15 protein-coding genes and 1 pseudogene are annotated in these 19,690 nt (G+C 65.3%); 5 read left to right on the top strand and 11 right to left on the bottom strand.

Annotated features, from left to right (window positions below; translation table 11 throughout):
- The first annotated feature begins 13 nt into the window (after positions 1-13).
- The gene (locus ACIQXM_RS15805; protein WP_400933164.1) at positions 14-826 is read left to right on the top strand and encodes an HAD family hydrolase; all 813 of its coding nucleotides are present in this window, start codon (positions 14-16) and stop codon (positions 824-826) included.
- An 82-nt stretch (positions 827-908) separates the two neighbouring features.
- On the opposite strand, the gene ACIQXM_RS15800 is transcribed toward ACIQXM_RS15805, so the two are convergent.
- The 5 genes from ACIQXM_RS15800 to ACIQXM_RS15780 all read right to left on the bottom strand — a co-directional run bounded on the left by ACIQXM_RS15800 (position 909) and on the right by ACIQXM_RS15780 (position 4,788).
- A complete protein-coding gene (locus ACIQXM_RS15800) occupies positions 909-1,007 on the bottom strand; it encodes a 30S ribosomal protein bS22 (protein ID WP_003792170.1) in 99 nt (32 codons plus the stop codon).
- A gap of 147 nt (positions 1,008-1,154) precedes the next feature.
- Complete coding sequence (locus ACIQXM_RS15795; RefSeq protein ID WP_400933161.1) at positions 1,155-1,367, bottom strand: helix-turn-helix domain-containing protein; 213 nt, start codon at positions 1,365-1,367, stop codon at positions 1,155-1,157.
- Between the two features lie 173 nt (positions 1,368-1,540).
- Positions 1,541-2,881, bottom strand: a complete 1,341-nt coding sequence (gdhA, locus tag ACIQXM_RS15790) for an NADP-specific glutamate dehydrogenase (protein ID WP_400933159.1) — start codon at positions 2,879-2,881, stop codon at positions 1,541-1,543.
- An 84-nt stretch (positions 2,882-2,965) separates the two neighbouring features.
- On the bottom strand, positions 2,966-3,550 hold the full coding sequence (locus ACIQXM_RS15785) for an ArsR/SmtB family transcription factor (protein WP_400933157.1): 585 nt from the start codon (positions 3,548-3,550) through the stop codon (positions 2,966-2,968).
- An 89-nt stretch (positions 3,551-3,639) separates the two neighbouring features.
- Positions 3,640-4,788, bottom strand: a complete 1,149-nt coding sequence (locus ACIQXM_RS15780) for an acetoin utilization protein AcuC (RefSeq protein WP_400933310.1) — start codon at positions 4,786-4,788, stop codon at positions 3,640-3,642.
- A gap of 228 nt (positions 4,789-5,016) precedes the next feature.
- On the opposite strand from ACIQXM_RS15780, the gene ACIQXM_RS15775 reads away from it, so the two are divergent.
- The 3 genes and pseudogenes from ACIQXM_RS15775 to ACIQXM_RS15765 form a co-directional block, all read left to right on the top strand.
- Positions 5,017-6,426 (top strand): TrkH family potassium uptake protein, encoded by a 1,410-nt coding sequence (locus tag ACIQXM_RS15775; protein WP_400933155.1) that lies wholly within the window; start codon positions 5,017-5,019, stop codon positions 6,424-6,426.
- Entirely contained in the window at positions 6,419-7,087 is a 669-nt protein-coding gene (locus ACIQXM_RS15770; RefSeq protein ID WP_400933154.1) for a potassium channel family protein, read from the top strand. Before ACIQXM_RS15775 ends, ACIQXM_RS15770 begins: the two co-directional genes overlap by 8 nt.
- A gap of 307 nt (positions 7,088-7,394) precedes the next feature.
- Positions 7,395-7,463, top strand: a pseudogene (locus ACIQXM_RS15765) (TrkA family potassium uptake protein); the annotation flags it as partial.
- Positions 7,464-7,804: 341 nt separating this feature from the next.
- Here the strand turns inward: ACIQXM_RS15765 and proC are convergent.
- The 6 genes from proC to ACIQXM_RS15735 form a co-directional block, all read right to left on the bottom strand.
- Positions 7,805-8,653, bottom strand: coding sequence for a pyrroline-5-carboxylate reductase (gene proC, locus ACIQXM_RS15760; RefSeq protein WP_400933152.1), 849 nt, complete (start codon positions 8,651-8,653; stop codon positions 7,805-7,807).
- A 35-nt stretch (positions 8,654-8,688) separates the two neighbouring features.
- Positions 8,689-9,519, bottom strand: coding sequence for a sugar phosphate isomerase/epimerase family protein (locus tag ACIQXM_RS15755; protein ID WP_400933150.1), 831 nt, complete (start codon positions 9,517-9,519; stop codon positions 8,689-8,691).
- 3 nt (positions 9,520-9,522) lie between these two features.
- On the bottom strand, positions 9,523-10,623 hold the full coding sequence (locus ACIQXM_RS15750) for a Ppx/GppA family phosphatase (protein WP_400933148.1): 1,101 nt from the start codon (positions 10,621-10,623) through the stop codon (positions 9,523-9,525).
- 89 nt (positions 10,624-10,712) lie between these two features.
- Positions 10,713-13,448, bottom strand: coding sequence for a type I DNA topoisomerase (gene topA / locus ACIQXM_RS15745; protein WP_400933147.1), 2,736 nt, complete (start codon positions 13,446-13,448; stop codon positions 10,713-10,715).
- Between the two features lie 174 nt (positions 13,449-13,622).
- The gene (locus ACIQXM_RS15740) at positions 13,623-15,380 is read right to left on the bottom strand and encodes a methyltransferase (RefSeq protein ID WP_400933145.1); all 1,758 of its coding nucleotides are present in this window, start codon (positions 15,378-15,380) and stop codon (positions 13,623-13,625) included.
- Positions 15,381-15,417: 37 nt separating this feature from the next.
- The gene (locus tag ACIQXM_RS15735) at positions 15,418-17,208 is read right to left on the bottom strand and encodes an FAD-binding protein (protein WP_400933143.1); all 1,791 of its coding nucleotides are present in this window, start codon (positions 17,206-17,208) and stop codon (positions 15,418-15,420) included.
- A gap of 241 nt (positions 17,209-17,449) precedes the next feature.
- Between ACIQXM_RS15735 and ACIQXM_RS15730 the strand changes: the two genes are divergently transcribed.
- Positions 17,450-19,654: an acyl-CoA dehydrogenase gene (locus ACIQXM_RS15730; RefSeq protein WP_400933141.1), complete on the top strand. Its 2,205-nt coding sequence runs from the start codon at positions 17,450-17,452 to the stop codon at positions 19,652-19,654.
- Positions 19,655-19,690: the final 36 nt, after the last annotated feature.

Below are 19,690 nucleotides of genomic sequence, written 5' to 3'. Positions count from 1 at the left end.
GTAGACTCGGGGTATGCCCAGAAGCAGCGCAATACGAGCCGCCGAGCCCCTGACCGAAGCGGTCAAGCCCGGCGAGGCTGCGTTCTTCGACGTGGACAATACCCTCATGCGCGGAGCAAGCCTTTTCCACGTGGGAAGGAAAATGTACCAGCGCAGGGTCTTCACCCTCCGCGAAGCGTTCGGCTTCGCCCGCAAGCAGGCGCGCTTCATGCTGCAGGGCGAGAACCTCAAGGACGTGCATTCGGTGCGCGACGCCGCCCTGACACTGGCCACCGGCCTGGCGCAGGCAGACATTCGCATCATGGGCGAAGAAGTTTATGACGAAATGATCGAATCCAAGATCTGGCCGGGCACCCGCGCCCTCACCGAGCAGCATCTGAAGTCCGGCCGTCCGGTCTGGCTGGTCACCGGAACCCCCGTCGAAGTGGCCTCAGTCATTGCAGACCGGCTGCACCTGACCGGGGCCTTGGGGACAGTCAGCGAGATTTACGACGGCCGCTATACCGGCCGGCTGGTGGGCGATTTCCTGCACGGTCCGGCCAAGGCCGAAGGCGTCCGTATCCTGGCCGAAAAAGAAGGCCTTGAACTGGAGCGCTGCTGGGCCTACAGCGATTCCTACAACGACGTCCCCCTGCTGAGCATGGTCGGCCATCCGGTGGCCATCAACCCCGATGCTCGGCTGCGCCGTCATGCCCGGGACCGCAACTGGCCCATCTACGACTTCCGGTCCGGCCGGCGCGCCGCGACCCTGGGCCTCAAGGGTGCCACGGTGGCCGGCAGCGCCTACGGGTTGTGGCGCGGGTTCTCCTGGGTCCGTTCCCGCTAAGCGTCCCGGCGGACACCGCGCCGGTTAAATAACAAACCCGCCGGCCCGGAAGGGAGGCGGGTTTGTCCAGGAAAAATCCTGCTTACTTCTTGTTGCGACGCTGGTGGCGGGTCTTGCGAAGCAGCTTACGATGCTTCTTCTTTGCCATACGCTTGCGGCGCTTCTTAATTACTGAACCCACAGAGTCCTCACAAACTTGAAATAGTCAGACGCCGGCTCCAACGCTTCGGTACCGTTGGCACCCGCGCGTCGACACCGGCAGTTGGTTGCCACGATGTAAAACGTTCTTTAACAGGGTACCGCCTCGCCGCGGTATCCAGTGACAGCGCTACGCGGTGTCCGTTCGCCGGTCCACCACGGCGTTTTTCAGCACCTGCTGCACCGCGGATTCCGGTACACGGTAGGACCGCCCGAAGCGCACGGCAGGCAAATCTCCGGAGTGCACCAGACGGTACACGGTCATCTTGGAGACCCTCATGACCTCCGCGACCTCTGAAACGGTCAGAAACCGTACATCAGAAAAATTCCCCTCGTCTGCCATATGACTTATGTTCCTTTGCTGATGTGCAACAACCGGATGCACTGCAGCGTCATCGGGGAGACGCGTGTGCCTGGCACTGGGATTGTCGTCCGGTCTTCCACTCTAGTGTCTTGGGTCACGCCAGCGGAAGTTCAGATGCCGTCAACAGGTCCCGTCAGATCGCTTCCGGCCGGCTAGATGATGCCCTGGGCGAGCATGGCGTCAGCCACCCGCACAAAGCCGTTGATGTTTGCGCCCACTACGTAGTTCCCGGGGGCGTCATATTCCTCCGCGGTGCGCGCGCAGTTGTCATGGATGTTGACCATGATCTCCGTCAGGCGCTTTTCGGTGTGCTCAAATGACCAGGAATCGCGGCTGGCGTTCTGCTGCATTTCCAGGGCCGATGTGGCCACCCCTCCCGCGTTGGCGGCCTTGCCCGGGCCAAAGAGAACCCCGGCCTCCTGGAAGATTTCGATCGCCCCGGGGGTGCAGGGCATATTCGCCCCTTCGGCCACAGCCACCACACCGGAGGCAATCAGCGCCCGGGCGTCGGCGTCGTTCAGTTCATTCTGCGTGGCACACGGCAGCGCCACCGTGGCACCGGCGTCCCAAATGGAGCCGCCGGAAACGTAGGCGGCGGAGCTGCCGCGGCGCTTGACGTAGTCCGTCATGCGTCCGCGCTCAACCTCTTTGATCTGGCGCAGCAGGGCCACGTCAATGCCCTTTTCATCCACTACGTAGCCCTGCGAGTCGGAACAGGCAATGACGCTGGCCCCCAGGAACTGCGCCTTGGCGATGGCGTTGATGGCCACGTTGCCGGAGCCGGACACAATGACCCGCTGCCCGTCCAGACTCATCTTCCGGGTCTTGAGCATTTCCTCCACGAAGAGCACCACGCCGTAGCCGGTGGCCTCGGGGCGGACCAGCGATCCGCCCCAGCTGATGCCCTTGCCGGTCAGCACTCCGGACTCGTAACGGTTGGTAATGCGCTTGTACTGGCCGAACAGGTAGCCGATCTCGCGGCCTCCCACACCAATGTCGCCGGCGGGCACGTCCGTGTATTCACCGATGTGCCGGTAGAGCTCCGTCATGAAGGACTGACAGAAGCGCATGACCTCAGCATCCGACTTGCCGCGCGGATCAAAGTCCGAACCCCCCTTGCCGCCGCCGATGGGCATCCCGGTCAGGGCGTTCTTGAAGATCTGTTCAAACCCGAGGAACTTGACGATGCCCAGATACACCGAGGGATGGAACCGCAGACCGCCCTTGAAGGGGCCGAGAGCCGAGTTGAACTCCACTCGGAAGCCGCGGTTGATCTGCACCTTTCCCTTGTCATCCACCCAGGGAACCCGGAAGATTATCTGGCGTTCCGGCTCGCAGATGCGTTCCAGAATGGCGGCGTCACGGAACTCAGGGTGCTTGCGGAGCACCGGCTCCAGGCTGTCAAAGACCTCCAGCACCGCCTGATGGAATTCAGTTTCCCCGGGATTCCGGCGAAACACTTCATCGCGCACGCTAACGAGTGATGGCTCCATGTTCAGTTGCTCCTTCGAAGTTATTCCACCTTCAAAGCTAGCGTTCGCGTGCCCGGCTTGCGATGTGTGACGGGAAAACCCGGTCTAGGAGCGGCGACGCCGAAACTTCGGGAACTGCCCCAGCAGATCGGCTGCCCGTTCCGCGGCCCGCCCAACAGTGCGTCCCAAATTGGGTGCCGACGCCGTATCCGCACCGGCGGGTGCGATCTCGGCACTGCCCGGTTCCAGTCCGGCGGCCACAACATCCGCCGCGGAGCGCGGGGCCGACGTCGTCGGCCGTGCCGTGAACAGCGGCCGGTTGGTGCGCATCCCCATTGATCCCGCACCGGTTCCCGGCGCGCCTGCACCGGCGCTTCCGGCGGCAACGGTGGCCAGGCGCTGGCCGGAAGCCGCACCCGTTTGCAGCGACGGGAGATCAAAAGCCTTCAGCCACAGCACGATTTCCTCCAGCGGAGCCGGCTGCAGCGAATAGTAGCGTTTCTGCCCTTCAGCCCGCATTGTCACCAGCCCGGCTTCACGGAGCACCTTCAGGTGCTTCGACACCGTGGGCTGGCTGACTTCCAGCTCCTCCACGAGGGTGCCTACGGATTTATCCCCGCTGCGCAGCGCCCCCAGCAGTTCCCGGCGGGTGCCTTCCGCAATGACGGCAAAAACATCATCGATGACCATGGGCACCACTTTATCCGTTCCGCAGACAAAGGCTGGCTTCGCCGCTGCCCGTTCCGCGGGGCGGGCAGCGGTGTTCCGCTGTGACCCGGTCAGTCAAACCAGGGATCCAGCCCGTACAGCGGGAAGATCTCTTTCCGGGTGGCCATCACCGTGCGGTCAATTTCGTCGTTGGGGTCGTATCCCACTTCCCAGGACCGCCACCACAATTCGACGCCGTCGCCCATCAGCGGCGGGGTGTCCTCCCCGTAGCGTTCCTTCACATAGGCCCGCCAGGGTGCCGGCACCTCGGTGTTGCAGCGGATTTTTCCGTTGGCCGCCACGGACATCAGCAGGGACCAGGAGCGCGGCACCACGGACGCCACGTTGTAGCCGCCGCCGCCGGTGGCTATCCATCGGCCGCCGCAGACGGTGGCGGCGAGATCGGCGATGGACAGAGCTGCCTGCCTTTGGGTTTCCACGCTGAGCCGCAGATTGGTGAGCGGATCATGGAGGTGGCTGTCACAGCCGTGCTGGCTCACGATCACCTCGGGAGCAAAGGCTTCGGCAAGCTGTGGAACCACCGCGTGGAAGGCACGCAGCCATCCGGCGTCGGAAGTCCGGGCCGGCAGGGCCACGTTGACTGCCGTCCCTTCGGCTCCGGGACCGCCGGTTTCATTGGCGAATCCGGTGCCTGGAAAGAGGGTGAGCCCGGTCTCGTGCAGCGAAATGGTCATGACGCGCGGATCATTCCAGAAGATGCTCTGGGTGCCGTCACCGTGGTGGGCGTCGACGTCGATATAGAGGACCTTGCCGACACCGCTGTCCAGCAGCCGCGCGATGGCGGCAGCGGCGTCGTTATAGATGCAGAAACCCGAGGCGCGGTCCGCGGCCGCGTGGTGCATGCCGCCGCCAAAGTTCACTGCATGCAGGACCTCTCCGGACAGGATGGCGTCCGCGGCGGCCAGGGAGCCGCCCACCAGCCGTGCGCTGGCGTCGTGCATTCCGGCGAACGCGGGGTTGTCCTCGGTTCCGAGCCCGAATTTCTCATTGGGGGACGTCGGGTCAGCGCTGACTGCGCGGACTCCGGCAATGTATTCGCTGCCGTGGACCGTGCCCAGTTCCTCGTCGCTGGCGACAAAAGGCTCGCCCACGGAGACTCCGGGCAGGTCAAAGATTCCCAGCTCACGCGCCAGCCTGGCAGTGAGGTCCAGGCGCAGCGGACTCATTGGATGGCCGGGACCAAAGTTGTAATCCAGCATGGACTCATGCCAGATGATGCGGGTTGGCATGATCGGGTGGCTCAAACCGCGGGTGATCATGCTGAACAGGCTACGCGATCTGCGCGATACTTGGAGGTTGAAGCTGCGGCCGCAGTGGCGGACCGGTCTCGGGGGCTCCCAGCAGTGGTGTACTACTGTTGAGCACCGCGCCGCAGAACAGCGTCTCTCTTGAACAGCGCCCCTTTGAGCCAAGGAAACAAGCACGATATGGCAACCATCCGGCAGCCCCGGCTGAAGCTGCAGCAGTTTCGACCCGCAAACGTTTTCTCCGCCGTGCGCGATTTTGTGGATGCCCTGGCAGCCGGCTCCCCTGCCCGGCTTGCCCTGATGGTGTTCGCCCTGGTGATCCTGGTTTTCACCGCCCTGCTTTCGCTGCCCGCCTCCTCCAGCACCGGCGTCGTGACGCCCCTGCACGATGCTCTTTTCACCGCGGTGTCAGCCGTTTGCGTTACCGGACTCACCGTGGTTTCCACCGCTACGCACTGGTCCGGCTTTGGCCAGGTCCTGATCCTGATTGCCATCCAGGTGGGCGGGTTGGGCATCTTGACGATGGCATCGCTGCTGGCACTGGCTGTGAACCGGCGGCTCGGTGTGCGTGGAAAGCTGATTGCGCAGGAAGGCATGAACACCGGCCGGCTCGGCGAAGTCGGTTCGCTGCTGCGCATCGTCGTCAGCACCACCGTTGCCATTGAGCTGATCCTGGCCGCGGTCATGGCGCCGCGGTTCATGATCCTGGGCGAACCCGCCGGCCAGGCGATCTGGCACGCCGTGTTCTATTCGGTGTCCGCGTTCAACAACGCCGGCTTCACCCCGCACTCGGACGGACTGGTCCCTTACGACGAGGACCTGTGGATCCTCGTCCCCCTGATGGTGGGGGTCTTCATCGGAAGTCTTGGCTTTCCGGTCATCATGGTCCTGCTGCAAAACAAGTTGAATGTCCGCGCGTGGAACCTGCATACCAAGCTCACGCTGCTGGTCACGGGCATCCTGCTCGTGGGCGGCAGCATCCTCTGGGGTGCCTTCGAGTGGTTCAACGAGCGGACCATCGGCGAGATGAACGTGGCGGACCGGATCCTGCACTCGGTGTTTGCCTCCGTTATGACCCGCTCCGGGGGTTTCAGCCTGGTCAACATGTCCGATCAGGATTCCAGTACCCTGCTGATCACCGACATGCTGATGTTTGCCGGCGGCGGCTCGGCCTCCACCGCCGGCGGCATCAAGGTGACCACGCTCGCCGTCATCTTCCTTGCGATCGTCGCGGAAGCCCGCGGTGACTCCGATGTTCGCGCCTTCGGCCGTACCATCGCCTACAGCGCCATGCGGGTCGCCATTTCCGTGGTCATCCTCGGTGCCACGCTGGTGGCCGTTTCCACCGTGGCGCTGCTGGCCATCACCAAGGAGACACTGCAACCCGTGCTGTTCGAGGTGATTTCCGCGTTTGCCACCTGTGGGCTGAGTATTGGACTTAGCGAAGCGCTGCCGCCGGAAGGCAAATACCTGCTGTCCGCGCTGATGTTCGCCGGCCGCGTGGGTACCATCACTCTGGCCGCGGCACTGGCGATCCGGCAGCGCAGCACGCTCTACCACTACCCTGAAGAAAGGCCGATCATTGGCTGACAGACCAGCTCACAATGCTCCCGTCCTGGTGATTGGGCTGGGACGCTTTGGCTCCGCCACCGCCGAACAGCTGGTCAAGCAGGGCCGGGAGGTCCTGGCCATTGAGCGTGATCCGGTTCTGGTCCAGAAGGCGTCGGGCATCCTCACCCACGTGGTGCAGGCCGACGCGACCAACATCGACGCGCTCAAGCAGCTCGGTGCGCAGGACTTTTCCTCCGCCGTCGTTGGCGTGGGAACGTCCATTGAATCCAGTGTGCTGATCACCGTTAACCTCGTGGATCTGGGCATCGAGCACCTGTGGGTCAAGGCCATCACCTCCGCCCACGGAAAGATCCTGGCCCGCATCGGTGCCAACCACGTGATCTATCCGGAGGCCGACGCCGGACGCCGCGCGGCACACCTGGTGGGCGGCCGAATGCTGGACTTCATCGAGTTTGACGACGATTTTGCCATCGTGAAGATGTATCCGCCCCGGGAGACCCAGGGCTTCACCCTCGGCGAGTCCAATGTCCGCTCCAAGTACGGCGTGACGGTAGTGGGTGTGAAGTCGCCCGGCGAGGACTTCACCTATGCCCGGGCCGACACCAAGGTGTCCTCCCGCGACATGCTCATTGTGTCCGGCCACGTGGACCTGCTTGAGCGGTTCGCCGCCCGACCGTAACTTCCGGCTGGGCCGGTTCTACGGTTCCGACGCCGGGAAGCCCGCCCACCCCCGACCTGCTCACGGGACCGCGCCTGGCCGGATCGTTTTGGCCCGGGCGTGTGTCGCCGGATCTTTGCGGCCCGGACCTTTGTACAGATAACGGGCCCTCTAGAAATCTCTCGTACAGATACGGGGCTCAAAACGTCGAAATCAGCAGGTTTGGACCCGTCATCTGTACACAGGATTTCGGGGCAGACCGAATAAGCCCGTTAGCTGTACACAGAAGCCCCGAGCAGGCCCGGGCAGATTATCCTCGCGCCCCAACGTGCCCTCCCGTGACGTTCTCATTGTGGCCGGCCACGTGGACCTGCTTGAGCGGTTCGCCGCCCGCCCGGACCTGCCCAAGGGATCGAGCCTGGCCGGATCCTTTTGTGGCCCGGATCCTTTGTACAGATAACGGGCCCTCCAAAAATCTCTCGTACAGATACCGGGCTCAAAACATCGAAATCAGCAGGTTTGGGGCCGTTATCTGTACACAAGATTTCCGGACAGGCCGAATAAGCCCGCTAGCTGCACACAGGATTTCGGGGCAGACCGAATAAGCCCGTTAGCTGTACAAAGGATTTCCGGACAGGCCGAATAAGCCCGCTAGCTGCACAAAGAATTCCCGGACAGACCATTCCCCAACCCTGGATGCCCGCCGTAGGACGCCCGCGACGGGCACCGCCGGAAAGGCTATTTCTTGGCGGAAAGTTCCGCAGTGATTTCAGCTGCGCGCTCGGCAGCGGCACGCGCCCCGCGTGCAATGACGCCGGGCAGGTCCTGGGAGTCGAAGCTCATGATGGCCGCTTCAGTGGTGCCGTTGGGGCTGGTCACTCCGCGGCGCAGCACGGTGGCATCCGCGCCGGGCTCGGCGAGCATGTAGCCGGCTCCGGCTACGGTGTCACGCGCCAGGACGGCGGAGAGCTCGGGGTCCAGACCAAGTTCCACGCCGGCGCGGGCCATCGCCTCGGCCAGGTAGAAGGCGTAGGCCGGACCCGATCCGCTCACCGCAGAGACGGCGTCCACCTGGTCCTCGGGAACCTGGACCACGCGCCCGGTGGCCGAGAGCAGCTCGGCGGCCAGCGACATCGTGGCCTCTGTGGCGCTGGTTCCGGCGGAAATGGAAACCACTCCGCGGCCCACTTTAGAAGGCGTGTTGGGCATGGACCGGATCACCGGCTGCCCCGCGGGAAGACCGGCCTCGAGCATCTCCAGCGACACCGCAGCGGCCACGCTGATCACCACGGCGCCGTGCGGCAGGGCCGGGGAAATCTCGTCCAGCAGATCGGCAACGCCCACGGGCTTGACGCCAATGATGACGACGTCGGCGTCGGCGGCGGCGGTGCGGTTAGCCTCGGCGTCGTCGCTGTTGGCCAGCACGGTAATGCCGTGGCGTTCGCGCAGCTCGGCGGCGCGCTCGGGCCGGCGCACAGTGGCGGTCACCTGCGAGGCGGGGAACCCGCCCGCGAGGATGCCGCTGAGGATGGCTTCGTTCATTGAGCCGCAGCCCAAAAAGGTCAGGTGGATTTCTTCGGTCTCCATGTCCCCGATTCTGTCACGGCCGGCGTGCCGCCCTGCTATTCGGAGACCTGGCCCAGGTTCATGCGGGCAAAGTCCAGTGTCTGCTTCAGCTGGTCCTCGCGCTCTCCGGCCCCCTTGGCCTTGCGGGTGCTCACCTCAATGGCCACAACGCCGTTGAACCCGGTTTCGCTCAGGTACTGCAGTGCTTCGGCGCAGCGCTGCGTGCCTTCGCCGGGAAGCATGTGCTCGTCCTTGCCGTTGGGCGTTCCGTCGGTGAGGTGCACGTGGTGCAGCCGCGAGCCGAGCTTGAGCAGCTCCTCATAGGAGTCCATCCCGGCGATGGCAGCATGGGAGAAGTCCCAGGTGACGTGTTCATAGGGTTCCGGAATCGGATTCCAGTGCGGCAGGTAGGCTTTGGCTTCGCGCCCGCGGACCCGCCACGGGTACATGTTCTCCACCGCAATGGTGACGCCGTACTGCTCGGCAATGTGCCGCACGCCCTCGGCGAAGTTCTCGGCATAACCGGACTGCCAGCGGAACGGAGGGTGGGCCACCACCGTGGTGGCTCCAACCTCCGCGGCCATGGCGGCGGAGAGCTCAATCTTGGTCCAGGCCTTGCCCCACACCTGCTGGGTGAGCAGCAGCGTGGGCGCGTGAATGGCCAGGATGGGCTGCTGATACTGCTCGCTCAGCGCATTCAGGGTCTGCGGATTCTGGCTGTCGCTGTTCCCGGTAACCATGACCTCCACACCGTCATAACCCAGGTCATGGGCGATGGCGAACGTGTCATGAACGCTCAGGGGATAAACGGAAGCGCTGGAGAGGGCCACCGGTATGGCCGGGGAGGTGCTCTCCTGCTCAGGTGACAGTTGGGATGAAGTGGACATCAGTCAGCTGGACTTTCCGTAGAGGAGATTGTGCCGGTCATCGAAGCCGGAGCGGCTGCCGGCGGCGCCGACGGTTTCCAGACCGTCGAATGGAACGATGCCCGTGGCGCTTTCAAGCTGCGAACCCCCGGGGATGCCGGTCAGCCCCGGGCTGTCCGGGAGAGGTCCGTCGGTCTCGAACCGGAGAGTGTCGAAACGCTGCAGGATCAGGCCCTCGCGCAGCGCCCACGGGCAGATTTCCAACTCGAAAAGGTCAAAAGCCTTCATGGCGGCATGGGCCGTCATTGCCCCGGCCAGCACCTGCGCCGCGCGGATCCGGGAAACCCCGCCCAGGTTGCTGCGGTCATCAACGGTCATGGTTTCCAGCCGCTTCATCCACAGGCGAAGGTCCTCGCGCTGCAGACGACGGCGGACATAGGGGCCCGCCGCGGACGGGGCAGCTCCGGCGATGCGTGCCAGCGACCGGAAAGTCTTGGAAGTACCGACGGCGAGGTCCGGGCGGCCCAGCGGCTCAAACTCCGCGGCGGCTTCCCGGACGGTGGAGCGGATGTACTTGCGGAGTTTCTTGATGCTCTTGGCCGTGGGCGGGTCCTCTGCCAACCAGTCCCGGGTCAGCCGGCCGGCCCCCAGCGGCAGGGACAGAGCCGTTTCAGGCAGTTCATCGGCACCCTGCGCCATCTCGAAGGATCCGCCGCCAATGTCCAGGTCCAGCAGGGTTCCGGCGCCCCACCCGTACCAGCGGCGCACGGCGAGGAATGTCAGGGATGCTTCCTCCGGGCCGCTAAGTTCGCGGAGATGAACGCCGGTTTCGGCCTCCACCCGGGCAAGCACGGCCTCGCCGTTGGATGCTTCACGGATTGCCGAGGTGCAGAAGGACAACAGGTCCTGGGCACGGTGCCGGCGGGCGAAATCCCCGGCTTCGGCCACAAAATCGATCAGCTCGCGCTGGCCCGTTTCGGTGATGGCGCCGTCGTCATCCAAATGCGCGATCAGCGACAGCGGGCGCTTGTGGGAGGCAAACGGTACCGGCCGGGCGCCCGGATGGGCGTCCACCAACAGGAGGTGGACGGTGTTGGAACCAATGTCGAGCACGCCTAATCGCATGGTTCCATTATCCCGCCCCGGGACGCAGCCGCCGTACACGGCAGCTGCGTCCCGGCAAGGGGACTTTCACGGCACGAGTCCGTGTGGCCCTACTTCTTCGCCGGTGTGCGCTTGCGCGCCGCAGGCTTGCGGGCCGCAGGCTTCTTGGCCGGACCCTTCTCTCGCTTTTCCGCCAGCAGCTCAATGGCCTGCTCGCGGGTGAGCTCCTCGATGGCCGTGGACCGGGGCACCGTGATGTTGGTGATGCCGTCGGTGATGTACGGACCGAACCGGCCGTCCTTGACCACAATGGGCTTCTCGGAGACCGGGTCGGTGCCGAACTCGGCCAGCGGAGCCGCAGCCTGCCGGCCGCCGCGCTGCTTGGGCTGGGAGTAGATTTCCAGCGCCTGTTCCAGCGTGATCGTGAAGATCTCTTCCTCGGAACCGATGGACCGCGAGTCCGTGCCCTTCTTCAGGTACGGACCAAAGCGGCCGTTCTGCACGGTGATCTCGTTGCCTTCGGCGTCGGTGCCCAGCACGCGCGGAAGCTTCATCAGCTTCAGTGCTTCCTCAAGCGTGACGGTGTCCACGCTCATGGACTTGAACAGCGACCCGGTGCGCGGCTTCTGCTTCACGGGCTTCTTCGGCGGCTTGGGCTTGCCGTTCTTGTAATACTCCACCGGCTGGTTGGCCAGTTCCTCGGCGGTGACCTCGGGGATCAGCTCAATGACGTACGGACCGTAACGGCCGTTGCGCGCCACGATGGTGCGGCCCGTTTCCGGGTCCTCGCCCAGGACGCGTTCTTCCGGTCCGGCGGACTCCATCAGCTCGATCGCCTTTTCAGCGGTCAGCTCATCCGGCGCAAGGTCCTCGGGAACGTTGGCGCGCTCCGGCTCGGTGCCTTCCGGGGCGTCGGCGGGCAGCGGACGTTCCAGGTAGGGTCCGAACTTGCCGACACGCAGCACGATGCCCGGTGCGATTTCAATCGAGTTGATGGCCTTGGCATCGATCTCGCCGAGGTCGTTCACGATCGTGTGCAGGCCGGTGTCCACGCGGTCGCCGTAATAGAACTGGTTCAGCCACTCCACGCGGCCGGCTTCGCCGCGGGCAATGCGGTCCAGGTCCTCTTCCAGTTCGGCGGTGAAGTCATAGTCCACGTAGTCCGTGAAGTGTTCTTCCAGCAGGCGGACCACGGAGAACGCGATCCAGCTGGGCACCAGCGCCTGGCCTCGGTTGGTGACGTACCCGCGGTCCATGATGGTGGAGATGGTCGCGGCATAGGTGGACGGGCGGCCGATGCCGAGTTCCTCGAGCACCTTCACCAGCGAGGCTTCGGTGTAGCGCGGCGGCGGGGAGGTTTCGTGTCCCACGGCATTCAGTTCGGCTGCCGTGAGGACGTCGTCGGCCTTCAGGACCGGCAGGCGGGCGCCGTCGGTGCCCTCGGCGTCGTCGTCGCGTGCTGCGTCGCGGCCCTCTTCGTACGCGGCCATGAAGCCGCGGAAGGTGATGACCGTACCGGAAGCGGAGAACTCGGCATCCCGGCCGTCGGAGGCCACGGCGCCGAGGCGCACGGACGCGGTGGAACCCTTGGCGTCGGCCATCTGCGAGGCGACGGTGCGCTTCCAGATCAGTTCGTAGAGCTTGAATTCGTCTCCGCGCAGCGAGGACGCCACCTGTGCCGGGGTCCGGAAGGAGTCACCGGCGGGGCGGATGGCCTCGTGGGCTTCCTGGGCATTCTTGGACTTGCCCTTATATACACGGCGGGCTTCAGGCACGTATTCGGGGCCGTACAGTTCCGAGGCCTGGCGGCGGGCGGCGTTGATCGCCTGGTCCGACAGGGCCGGCGAATCGGTACGCATATAGGTGATGTAGCCGTTTTCATACAGCCGCTGGGCCACCTGCATGGTCACCTTGGAGGAGTAGCGCAGCTTGCGGCCGGCCTCCTGCTGCAGGGTGGAGGTGGTGAACGGGGCGGCCGGACGGCGGGTGTACGGCTTGGTGTCCACGGAGCGGACAGTGAACGACGACGATTCCAGGTTCGCGGCCAGCGAGGTGGCTGCCGCTTCATCCAGGTGGGCTGCGGACTTGGCCTTAAGCTCGCCCAGGTCACTGAAGTCCTTGCCGGTGGCCACGCGGGCGCCGTCCACGGAAACCAGCTTGGCCTTGAAGGATTCAGCAGCGCCGGTGGCGAAGGTTCCCAGCAGGTCCCAGTAGGACGCGGGACGGAAGGCCATGCGCTCACGTTCGCGCTCCACGACCAGACGGGTGGCCACGGACTGCACGCGGCCGGCGGACAGGCCGCGGGCCACCTTGCGCCAGAGGACGGGGGAGATTTCGTAGCCGTAGAGGCGGTCCAGGATGCGGCGGGTTTCCTGGGCATCCACCATGGCCACGTCCACGTCGCGCATTTCCAGCAGGGCACGCTGGATGGCTTCCTTGGTAATTTCGGGGAAGGTCAGGCGGTGCACCGGGACCTTGGGCTTGAGCACCTGGAGCAGGTGCCAGGCAATGGCCTCGCCTTCACGGTCACCGTCAGTTGCGAGATAAAGTTCGTCGGCGTCCTTCAGGGCTGCCTTGAGCTCGGCAACCTTCTTCTTCTTGTCTGTGGACACCACGTAGTACGGCTCAAAGTCGTTGTCCAGATCCACCGCGAACTTGCCGACGGCTGTCTTCTTCAACTCGGCCGGCAGGTCGGAGGGCTGCGGCAGGTCCCGGATATGGCCCATCGAAGCCGTCACCTCAAAGCCCTCCCCCAAATAGCCGGCAATGGTCTTGCCTTTGGCGGGAGACTCGACAATGACTAACTTCTTCTTGCCGGTCTTCTTGTCCGTGGCCTTAACTGGCACTGTTCTCCTACGTAACGAAGGTGGTTCTCAAAGTATGGGGTTGCGGTGTCCGGGCTCTGCGCCTGGCCCGGTTCATCCTCAGACAGTATGCGGGATGCCCCAGCACTAGGGTAACTGCATTGAATGGGAGTTGCTGACGAGCCGCCCAAATTTCCGGAGGCCCGCCGGGAGGCACTAGTCAGCTGCCGGCAGCAGGAATCCGTCCAGCACCAGGTTGCGGACCTCGGCTTCCAGACCGGCGGCGAAGTCCGGATCGGCGCGGCCCAAAAGTGCCGCCAGGGCTCCAATGATCTGCCCCGCGGACAGTTCGCCGTCGCTGGCGGAGACAAACCCGGTCAGCTCGGTGCTCATCAGGTTGGTGCGCCGCAGCCCGGCACCCTGCCGCAGCAGAATGACGCCGGGATGCTCCGCTCCGGGGCGGGCGTGGCGTTCTTCCGTGACGTCGTCGGCCACTTCCAAATGCTCCTCCGTCAGCGAGGGATGCGCGGCCAGCCAGTCAAAGCGCTCGACGGCGGCGCCCAGGTGCGGTCCCACAGGCTGTTCCAGCGGGTGGGTGATTTCTTCAAAACGGCGCAGCGGAGCGGCTTCGGGGGCGGGGCGCCGGCGAAGGAACAGGGAACCGAAGCCGATGGCCGAAACGCTCCGTGAGGCGAAATCCTTCAAATAGGCGGCATAGGACGCAAGGTATTCGTCGCGGTCCCGGTTTTCGGCGGCGTCCCGCAGCCACATCTCCGCGTACTCCGCCGGTTCCAGGACCTCGCGCTGGATAACCCAGGCGTCTGTTTCCGGCGGCAGCCAGGACTCGATCCGGCGAGACCAGCGGGAGGAGTCTGCAGTGTCTGTTTCCTGCGGCTCAGTGTCGGCAAGATCACGTGCCGGAATCTCCCAGTTGCCGAGCATCTGCGCCGTTCCGCCCGGAACCAGCACGTCCTGGAGCGTCCCGACAAGCGTGGACACAATCGCATCGCCGGCCAGGCCGCCGTCGCGGTACGTGAAGCGGTCCTGCGGGCTGTCGGATGAGCTGCGCGGGGTAATAACAAAGGGAGGGTTGGACACCACCAGGTCAAACTGCTCTCCGGCCACCGGTTCCAGCAGGCTGCCCAGGCGGAGCGACACACGGTCCTGGAGATTCCGCGGATCCAGGTCCAGGGCGCCGGCATTGAGGACGAGGTTGAAGCGGGTGAAGGCGAGCGCCCGTTCGGAGATGTCGGTTGCGGTCACGTGCCGGGCATGGCGCAGGAGGTGGAAGGCCTGGATGCCGCAGCCGGTCCCGAGGTCCAGCGCCCGTTCCACCGGACGGCGGACGGTCAGCTGCGCCAGGCTCAGGGAAGCCTGGCCGATCCCCAATACATGGTCATGGCGAAGCACCCCCGGACGCTGGTGCGCGCCGAGGTCGCTGGCCACCCAGAGGTTGGTGCCGGCAGGTCCGGTGGTTTCGGAGCCTGTGGTTTCGGAGCCTGCGGGGCCGGAGCCGGTAGTTTCGGAGTCGGTAGTTTCGGAGTCGGTAGTTTCGGAGCCGGTAGCGGCGTCATCCGCAGCGACGGCGTCATCAATTTCATACGGGCGAAGGTCAACCGCAGCGCGGACGTTTCCCCCGGGCACCGTCTCCACCAGTCCCAGTTCCTGCAGCCCCCGGGTCCCGGTCCGCGGCAGAGCTGCGTCCAGCTCAGCAGCCGCGACACTTTCCCCGGCAAGCCAGAGCCGGATCAGTACGGAAACCGGGTCCGGATCTTTTGCTGCAGCCGCCGCCCGGCAGCGCAGAATGGCCGGTACCAGCTGATCCCGGCCCAGGGCGGCGGCAGCGGACTCCCCCAGGAAGTCCGCCACGCCGTCCACTGTGTAGCGGGCCGCCGCCAGATCCCAGGCAAGGCCCTCGATCAGCGGCAGGTTGGAACTCTGGGGTGCATCCGGTACTCCGGCGAAATCAGTCACTCCCCCAGTTTATGGCCGCGCCGTGCCCGCCGCCGGTTCAGGAGCCCGCCGCCGGTTCGGGCTCGCGTGCCGGTGCAGGGGCGGACTCTCCGGCGGCAGCGGGCCGGGCTGCCGCATGCCGCGCTGCCAGGTACCCGAAGACCGCCGCCGGGGCGATGGTGGCACCAGCGCCGGGATAGGTCCGCCCCATGACCGAGGCCGTGGTGTTCCCGGCCGCGTAAAGGCCTTCCATCACGGACCCGTCCTCGCGCAGCACCCGGGCATCCGGGTCCGTTACCAGGCCGCCCTTGGTGCCCAGATCTCCCGGATAGAGACGGACGGCGGTGAACGGCCCCTTTTCGAGGGCGCCCAGATTGGGGTTCGGCTTTACGCCGGGGTCACCGTAGTAGTTGTCATAAGCCGTGTTGCCCCGCCCGAAGTCCTCGTCCACGCCGGTGCGGGCAAATCCGTTAAACCGCTGCACGGTGGCCATCAGCTCTGCCGCCGGAACATCCATTTTGTCCGCCAGCTCCTCCACCGTGTCCGCCTGGACCAGCAGCCCTTCGGCAACCCACTTCTTCTTGCCGACCATGATGGCGGAGAACAGGTAGCGCCGCCGGTGCCGGGCCTCCATGACCAGCCAGGAGGGGTTGGCTGGCACCGTCTTATTGCGCTCGAGCATGTGGTGCCCAAAATCGACATAGGACTCGGACTCATTCAGGTACCGCTGGCCGGAGGCATCCACCACAAGGGAGTGCGGCATGGAGCGTTCGGCCAGCGAGAAGGCGACGCCTCCGCCCGGAGCCACCGTGGACGGCCCCCACCATGCGTCGTCCATGAGAGCCAGGGCTCCGCCGCGCTGGGCCACCAGATCAATGACATCGCCCCGGTCCCCCTCAGGCGCGGAGGAGTATTCCTGCTCCAGCCCGTGGTATTTTTTCCGCCATTGCGCGTTGCGGGCGAATCCGCCGGCCCCCAGCATCACGCCCTTGCGGGTCCGGATGCGCACGCTGCGCCCGCGGCGGGTGACAACGGCACCCACCACGGCGCCGTCGTCGTCCTGGATCAGGTCGGTCAGCGGCGAGGACAGCCACACCGGGGTCTGTTGCTGGCGCACAATGTGCATCAACGAACAGGACAGGGCACCGCCCAGCCCGTACAGCCGCTTGCCGCGGGCCAGCCCGCCCAGGGTGCGGAAAACAAACCGCGCACCGCGGATGAAACCGCTGGGGGTGGACCAGGCACGGGAAAGCTCCCAGACATCGTCAGTCATCAGCGGCACCGGAATCCCTGACTTGGCGGCGCGGGACTGCTTGAACCAGGCTCCGAGGACTTTGGTGTCAAACGGCCGGACCTCAAGTGACCGGCCAATCATGCCGCCGGGCTTGTCCGGGTAATAGTCCGGATAGTCCTTGGAGCGCATCCACTGCACTCCGAGCGAGGACAGCATGCTCACGACACCGGGGACGGCATTGAGGAACGCCAGCTTGCGCTCGCGGGAGGAGACCGGGCCGACGTCGGCGATCACCGTCTCCATATACGTCAGCGCTTTTTCGGTGCTGTCGGGAACACCTGCAGCGGCCATCAGCGGGTTGTTTGGCATCCACAGTCCGCCGCCGGATACGGAAGTGGTGCCGCCCCACACCTCGGTGCTCTCCACCACCAGCACATCCAGCTCCTCCTCGGCCGCGGTAACAGCGGCCGTAAGAGCAGCGGCGCCGGTGCCCACCACCAGGACGTCGACAATCCGGTCCCAGTCCCCGTGTCTGCCGGAACCGGTGTTTTCATTCGGCGTTGGTTTCCCGCCGCTGCCGGAAAGATCAGTGTTTCCGGAGTGCTCCTGCGTCATGGTCTGCTCCCCTGTATGGGTCCGTTGTGCCGGACGGCGTTGTCCGGGGTGCCGCGAATGCTACAGGGCGGCGGGCGGGACGGCACAAGAGTTTTCAGACAGGGGGAAACCGGAGAAAAATGTTGCCTGCATCACATTTGTGAATTAGAGTCCAGTTTCAGTTCATGATCGATAAACCCCGCGCTGCGCCTTCCGGCACATTCCGCCCTCCGCCGCGTTCCTATGACATTGGAGTCATTAAATGGCACTGGCCCTCACCGAAGAGCACGCGGATCTGTGTGCGGTCGCTGCAGATTTCGCTTCCCGATTCGCCGATATCCGGGAAACACGCGAAATCCTTCCGGCGTACGGAGCAGGTGAGCGGCCTTCCTTCTGGGATGAGCTGGTAGCCAACGGGCTGCATGCACTGCATATCGGTGAAGAGCACGGCGGCCAGGGCGGAACCGTCGCGGACACCGTCATTGTGGTGGAGGAGTTTGCCCGGCGGCTGGTTCCCGGTTCCTTTGCCGCCACGGTTTTCGCCAGCGCGGCCGTGGCCGCAGCGGACAACTGCAAAGCCAATACCCGCGGCCTGGCCGCTTTCGCCGAGGGCGCCCGGGGCGCCGTCGCGCTGGCCGAGGGGATCAGCGGCACGGCCAGTGCCGGCGGCTGGATTCTCCAGGGCAGCGCCCGGGTGCTCTCCCTTCTCTCCGCGGACCTCCTCGTCATCGGCTTCTCCGCCGAAGGAATAGTCCGCTTCGCCCTGGTCGATGCCGGCGCCCCCGGAATCACCAGCACTGCCGCACCATGCACCGACCTCACCCGCGATGCCGGAACCCTTGACCTGTCCGGCGTCGTCGTCGGGCCGGAAGCAATGCTGGAAAGTTTGAACGCCACTTGGGTGGACACCCTGCAGTCCTGCCTGCTGGCCGCGGAAGCTGCAGGCATTACCCGCTGGGCGGTGGAAGCCTCCACGGAATACGCCAAGCTGCGCGAACAGTTCGGCGCCCCGATCGGTTCCTTCCAGGCCATCAAGCACAAATGCGCCAACCTGCTCATCACGGCGGAACTCGCTGCTGCGGCAGCCTGGTCCGCCGTCGTATCCCTCGACCAGGATGAGGACCAGCAGAGACTCGCGGCCGGAGCCGCCCTGCAGGCTGCCGTGTTCCCCTCGGTGGAGGCGGTCACCGAAGCGGTGACCGTCTTCGGAGGCATTGGCTTCACCTGGGAACATGATGCCCACCTCTACTGGCGGCGGGCCATGACGCTTGCCGCGCAGGTGCCGTCCCGGGGCGGCCGCGCCGTGGCACTGGGCAGGACCGCTATGAGCCTGGACCGCCGCATCGATATCGAACTGCCGGATGAAGACCCGGCCTTCCGCGCCCGCATCGGCCAGTTGCTTGACCGCGCGCAGGCACTGACGAATGAGCACGACGGCGGCCGCTGGTACTCGCGCGGATCGCGGCGGACCTTCCTGGCTGAAGAGGGGCTGGCCGCTCCGCACTGGCCCGCGCCCTATGGCCTGGGCGCCACAGCCGCCCAGCAGGTGGTCATCTCCCAGGAATACGCCCGCCGCGGGATGACGCAGCCGTCGTCCGTCATCGGTGAATGGGCCATGCCCACCATCCTGGCCTACGGCAGCGAGGACATTAAGGAACAGTTCGCTCTGCCGACGCTGCGCGGGGAACTGATCTGGTGCCAGCTCTTCTCCGAACCGGGGGCAGGTTCCGACCTTGCCGGCCTGGCCACCCGGGCCGTGAAGGTGGACGGCGGATGGGAACTGCGGGGGCAGAAAGTCTGGACTTCCGGCGCCCATGAAGCCGACTGGGGCATTTGCCTGGCCCGTACCGATGCCGAGGTGCCCAAGCACAAGGGCCTCAGCTACTTCCTGATAGACATGCGCAGTCCCGGCGTGGACGTGCGCCCCCTGAGGCAGTCCACCGGTGACGCCGAGTTCAATGAGGTTTTCCTGGATTCGGTCTTTGTCCCCGATGCCTATCTGCTGGGAGAACCCGGCCAGGGCTGGCGCATCACTGCCATGACCCTCCAGAACGAACGGACCCAGATCTCCTCCGGTGTTTCGGTGGGCACGGAGGAGGCCCTGCGTTCCCTGATCAGCGAGGGCAGCTGCGTCGGCAGCGAAGAGGAGGCCTTCATCTCCCTTGGACGGATCGCGGCCGTCAGCTCCGCCATCGGGGCGCTGAACCTGCGCGAGACGCTGCGCCAGGTCAACGGCATGGCACCCGGAGCCGGATCCTCGCTGGCCAAGGTGGCGCATGCCCGGCTAACCCGCGAGGCCGCTTCCTCCGTGCTGGCCCTGGCCGGGCCGGGAGCACTCTTTGCGCAGGCCCCGGGCGACGCAGTGACCGGCCAGCTTGCCGTTCCGCAGGTCCTGATCGGCGGCGGAACCGTGGAAATCCAGCTCAATGTCATTGCCGAACGCATCCTCGGCCTCCCCCGCGGCTGACCGCCCGGGAGAACCACCCGCAGCACCCGCAGTGCA

It is taken from the genome of Arthrobacter sp. NPDC097144 (assembly GCF_044762205.1).
In the GTDB taxonomy this organism is placed as follows: Bacteria; Actinomycetota; Actinomycetes; order Actinomycetales; family Micrococcaceae; genus Arthrobacter_B.
Note: the sequence above shows the minus strand (reverse complement) of the source record. Positions and strands in the feature narration are given on the sequence as shown.

Excerpts from the sequence above, each read along its gene's own strand:
- ACIQXM_RS15755 (WP_400933150.1), bottom strand. The coding sequence starts at position 9,519 with ATGTCCACTTCATCCCAACTGTCACCTGAGCAGGAGAGCACCTCCCCG.
- ACIQXM_RS15730 (WP_400933141.1), top strand. The coding sequence starts at position 17,450 with ATGGCACTGGCCCTCACCGAAGAGCACGCGGATCTGTGTGCGGTCGCT.
- proC (WP_400933152.1), bottom strand. The coding sequence starts at position 8,653 with ATGGAGACCGAAGAAATCCACCTGACCTTTTTGGGCTGCGGCTCAATG.
- ACIQXM_RS15735 (WP_400933143.1), bottom strand. The coding sequence starts at position 17,208 with ATGACGCAGGAGCACTCCGGAAACACTGATCTTTCCGGCAGCGGCGGG.
- ACIQXM_RS15750 (WP_400933148.1), bottom strand. The coding sequence starts at position 10,623 with ATGCGATTAGGCGTGCTCGACATTGGTTCCAACACCGTCCACCTCCTG.
- gdhA (WP_400933159.1), bottom strand. The coding sequence starts at position 2,881 with ATGGAGCCATCACTCGTTAGCGTGCGCGATGAAGTGTTTCGCCGGAAT.
- ACIQXM_RS15775 (WP_400933155.1), top strand. The coding sequence starts at position 5,017 with ATGGCAACCATCCGGCAGCCCCGGCTGAAGCTGCAGCAGTTTCGACCC.
- ACIQXM_RS15785 (WP_400933157.1), bottom strand. The coding sequence starts at position 3,550 with ATGGTCATCGATGATGTTTTTGCCGTCATTGCGGAAGGCACCCGCCGG.
- ACIQXM_RS15805 (WP_400933164.1), top strand. The coding sequence starts at position 14 with ATGCCCAGAAGCAGCGCAATACGAGCCGCCGAGCCCCTGACCGAAGCG.
- ACIQXM_RS15795 (WP_400933161.1), bottom strand. The coding sequence starts at position 1,367 with ATGGCAGACGAGGGGAATTTTTCTGATGTACGGTTTCTGACCGTTTCA.
- ACIQXM_RS15780 (WP_400933310.1), bottom strand. The coding sequence starts at position 4,788 with ATGCTGGATTACAACTTTGGTCCCGGCCATCCAATGAGTCCGCTGCGC.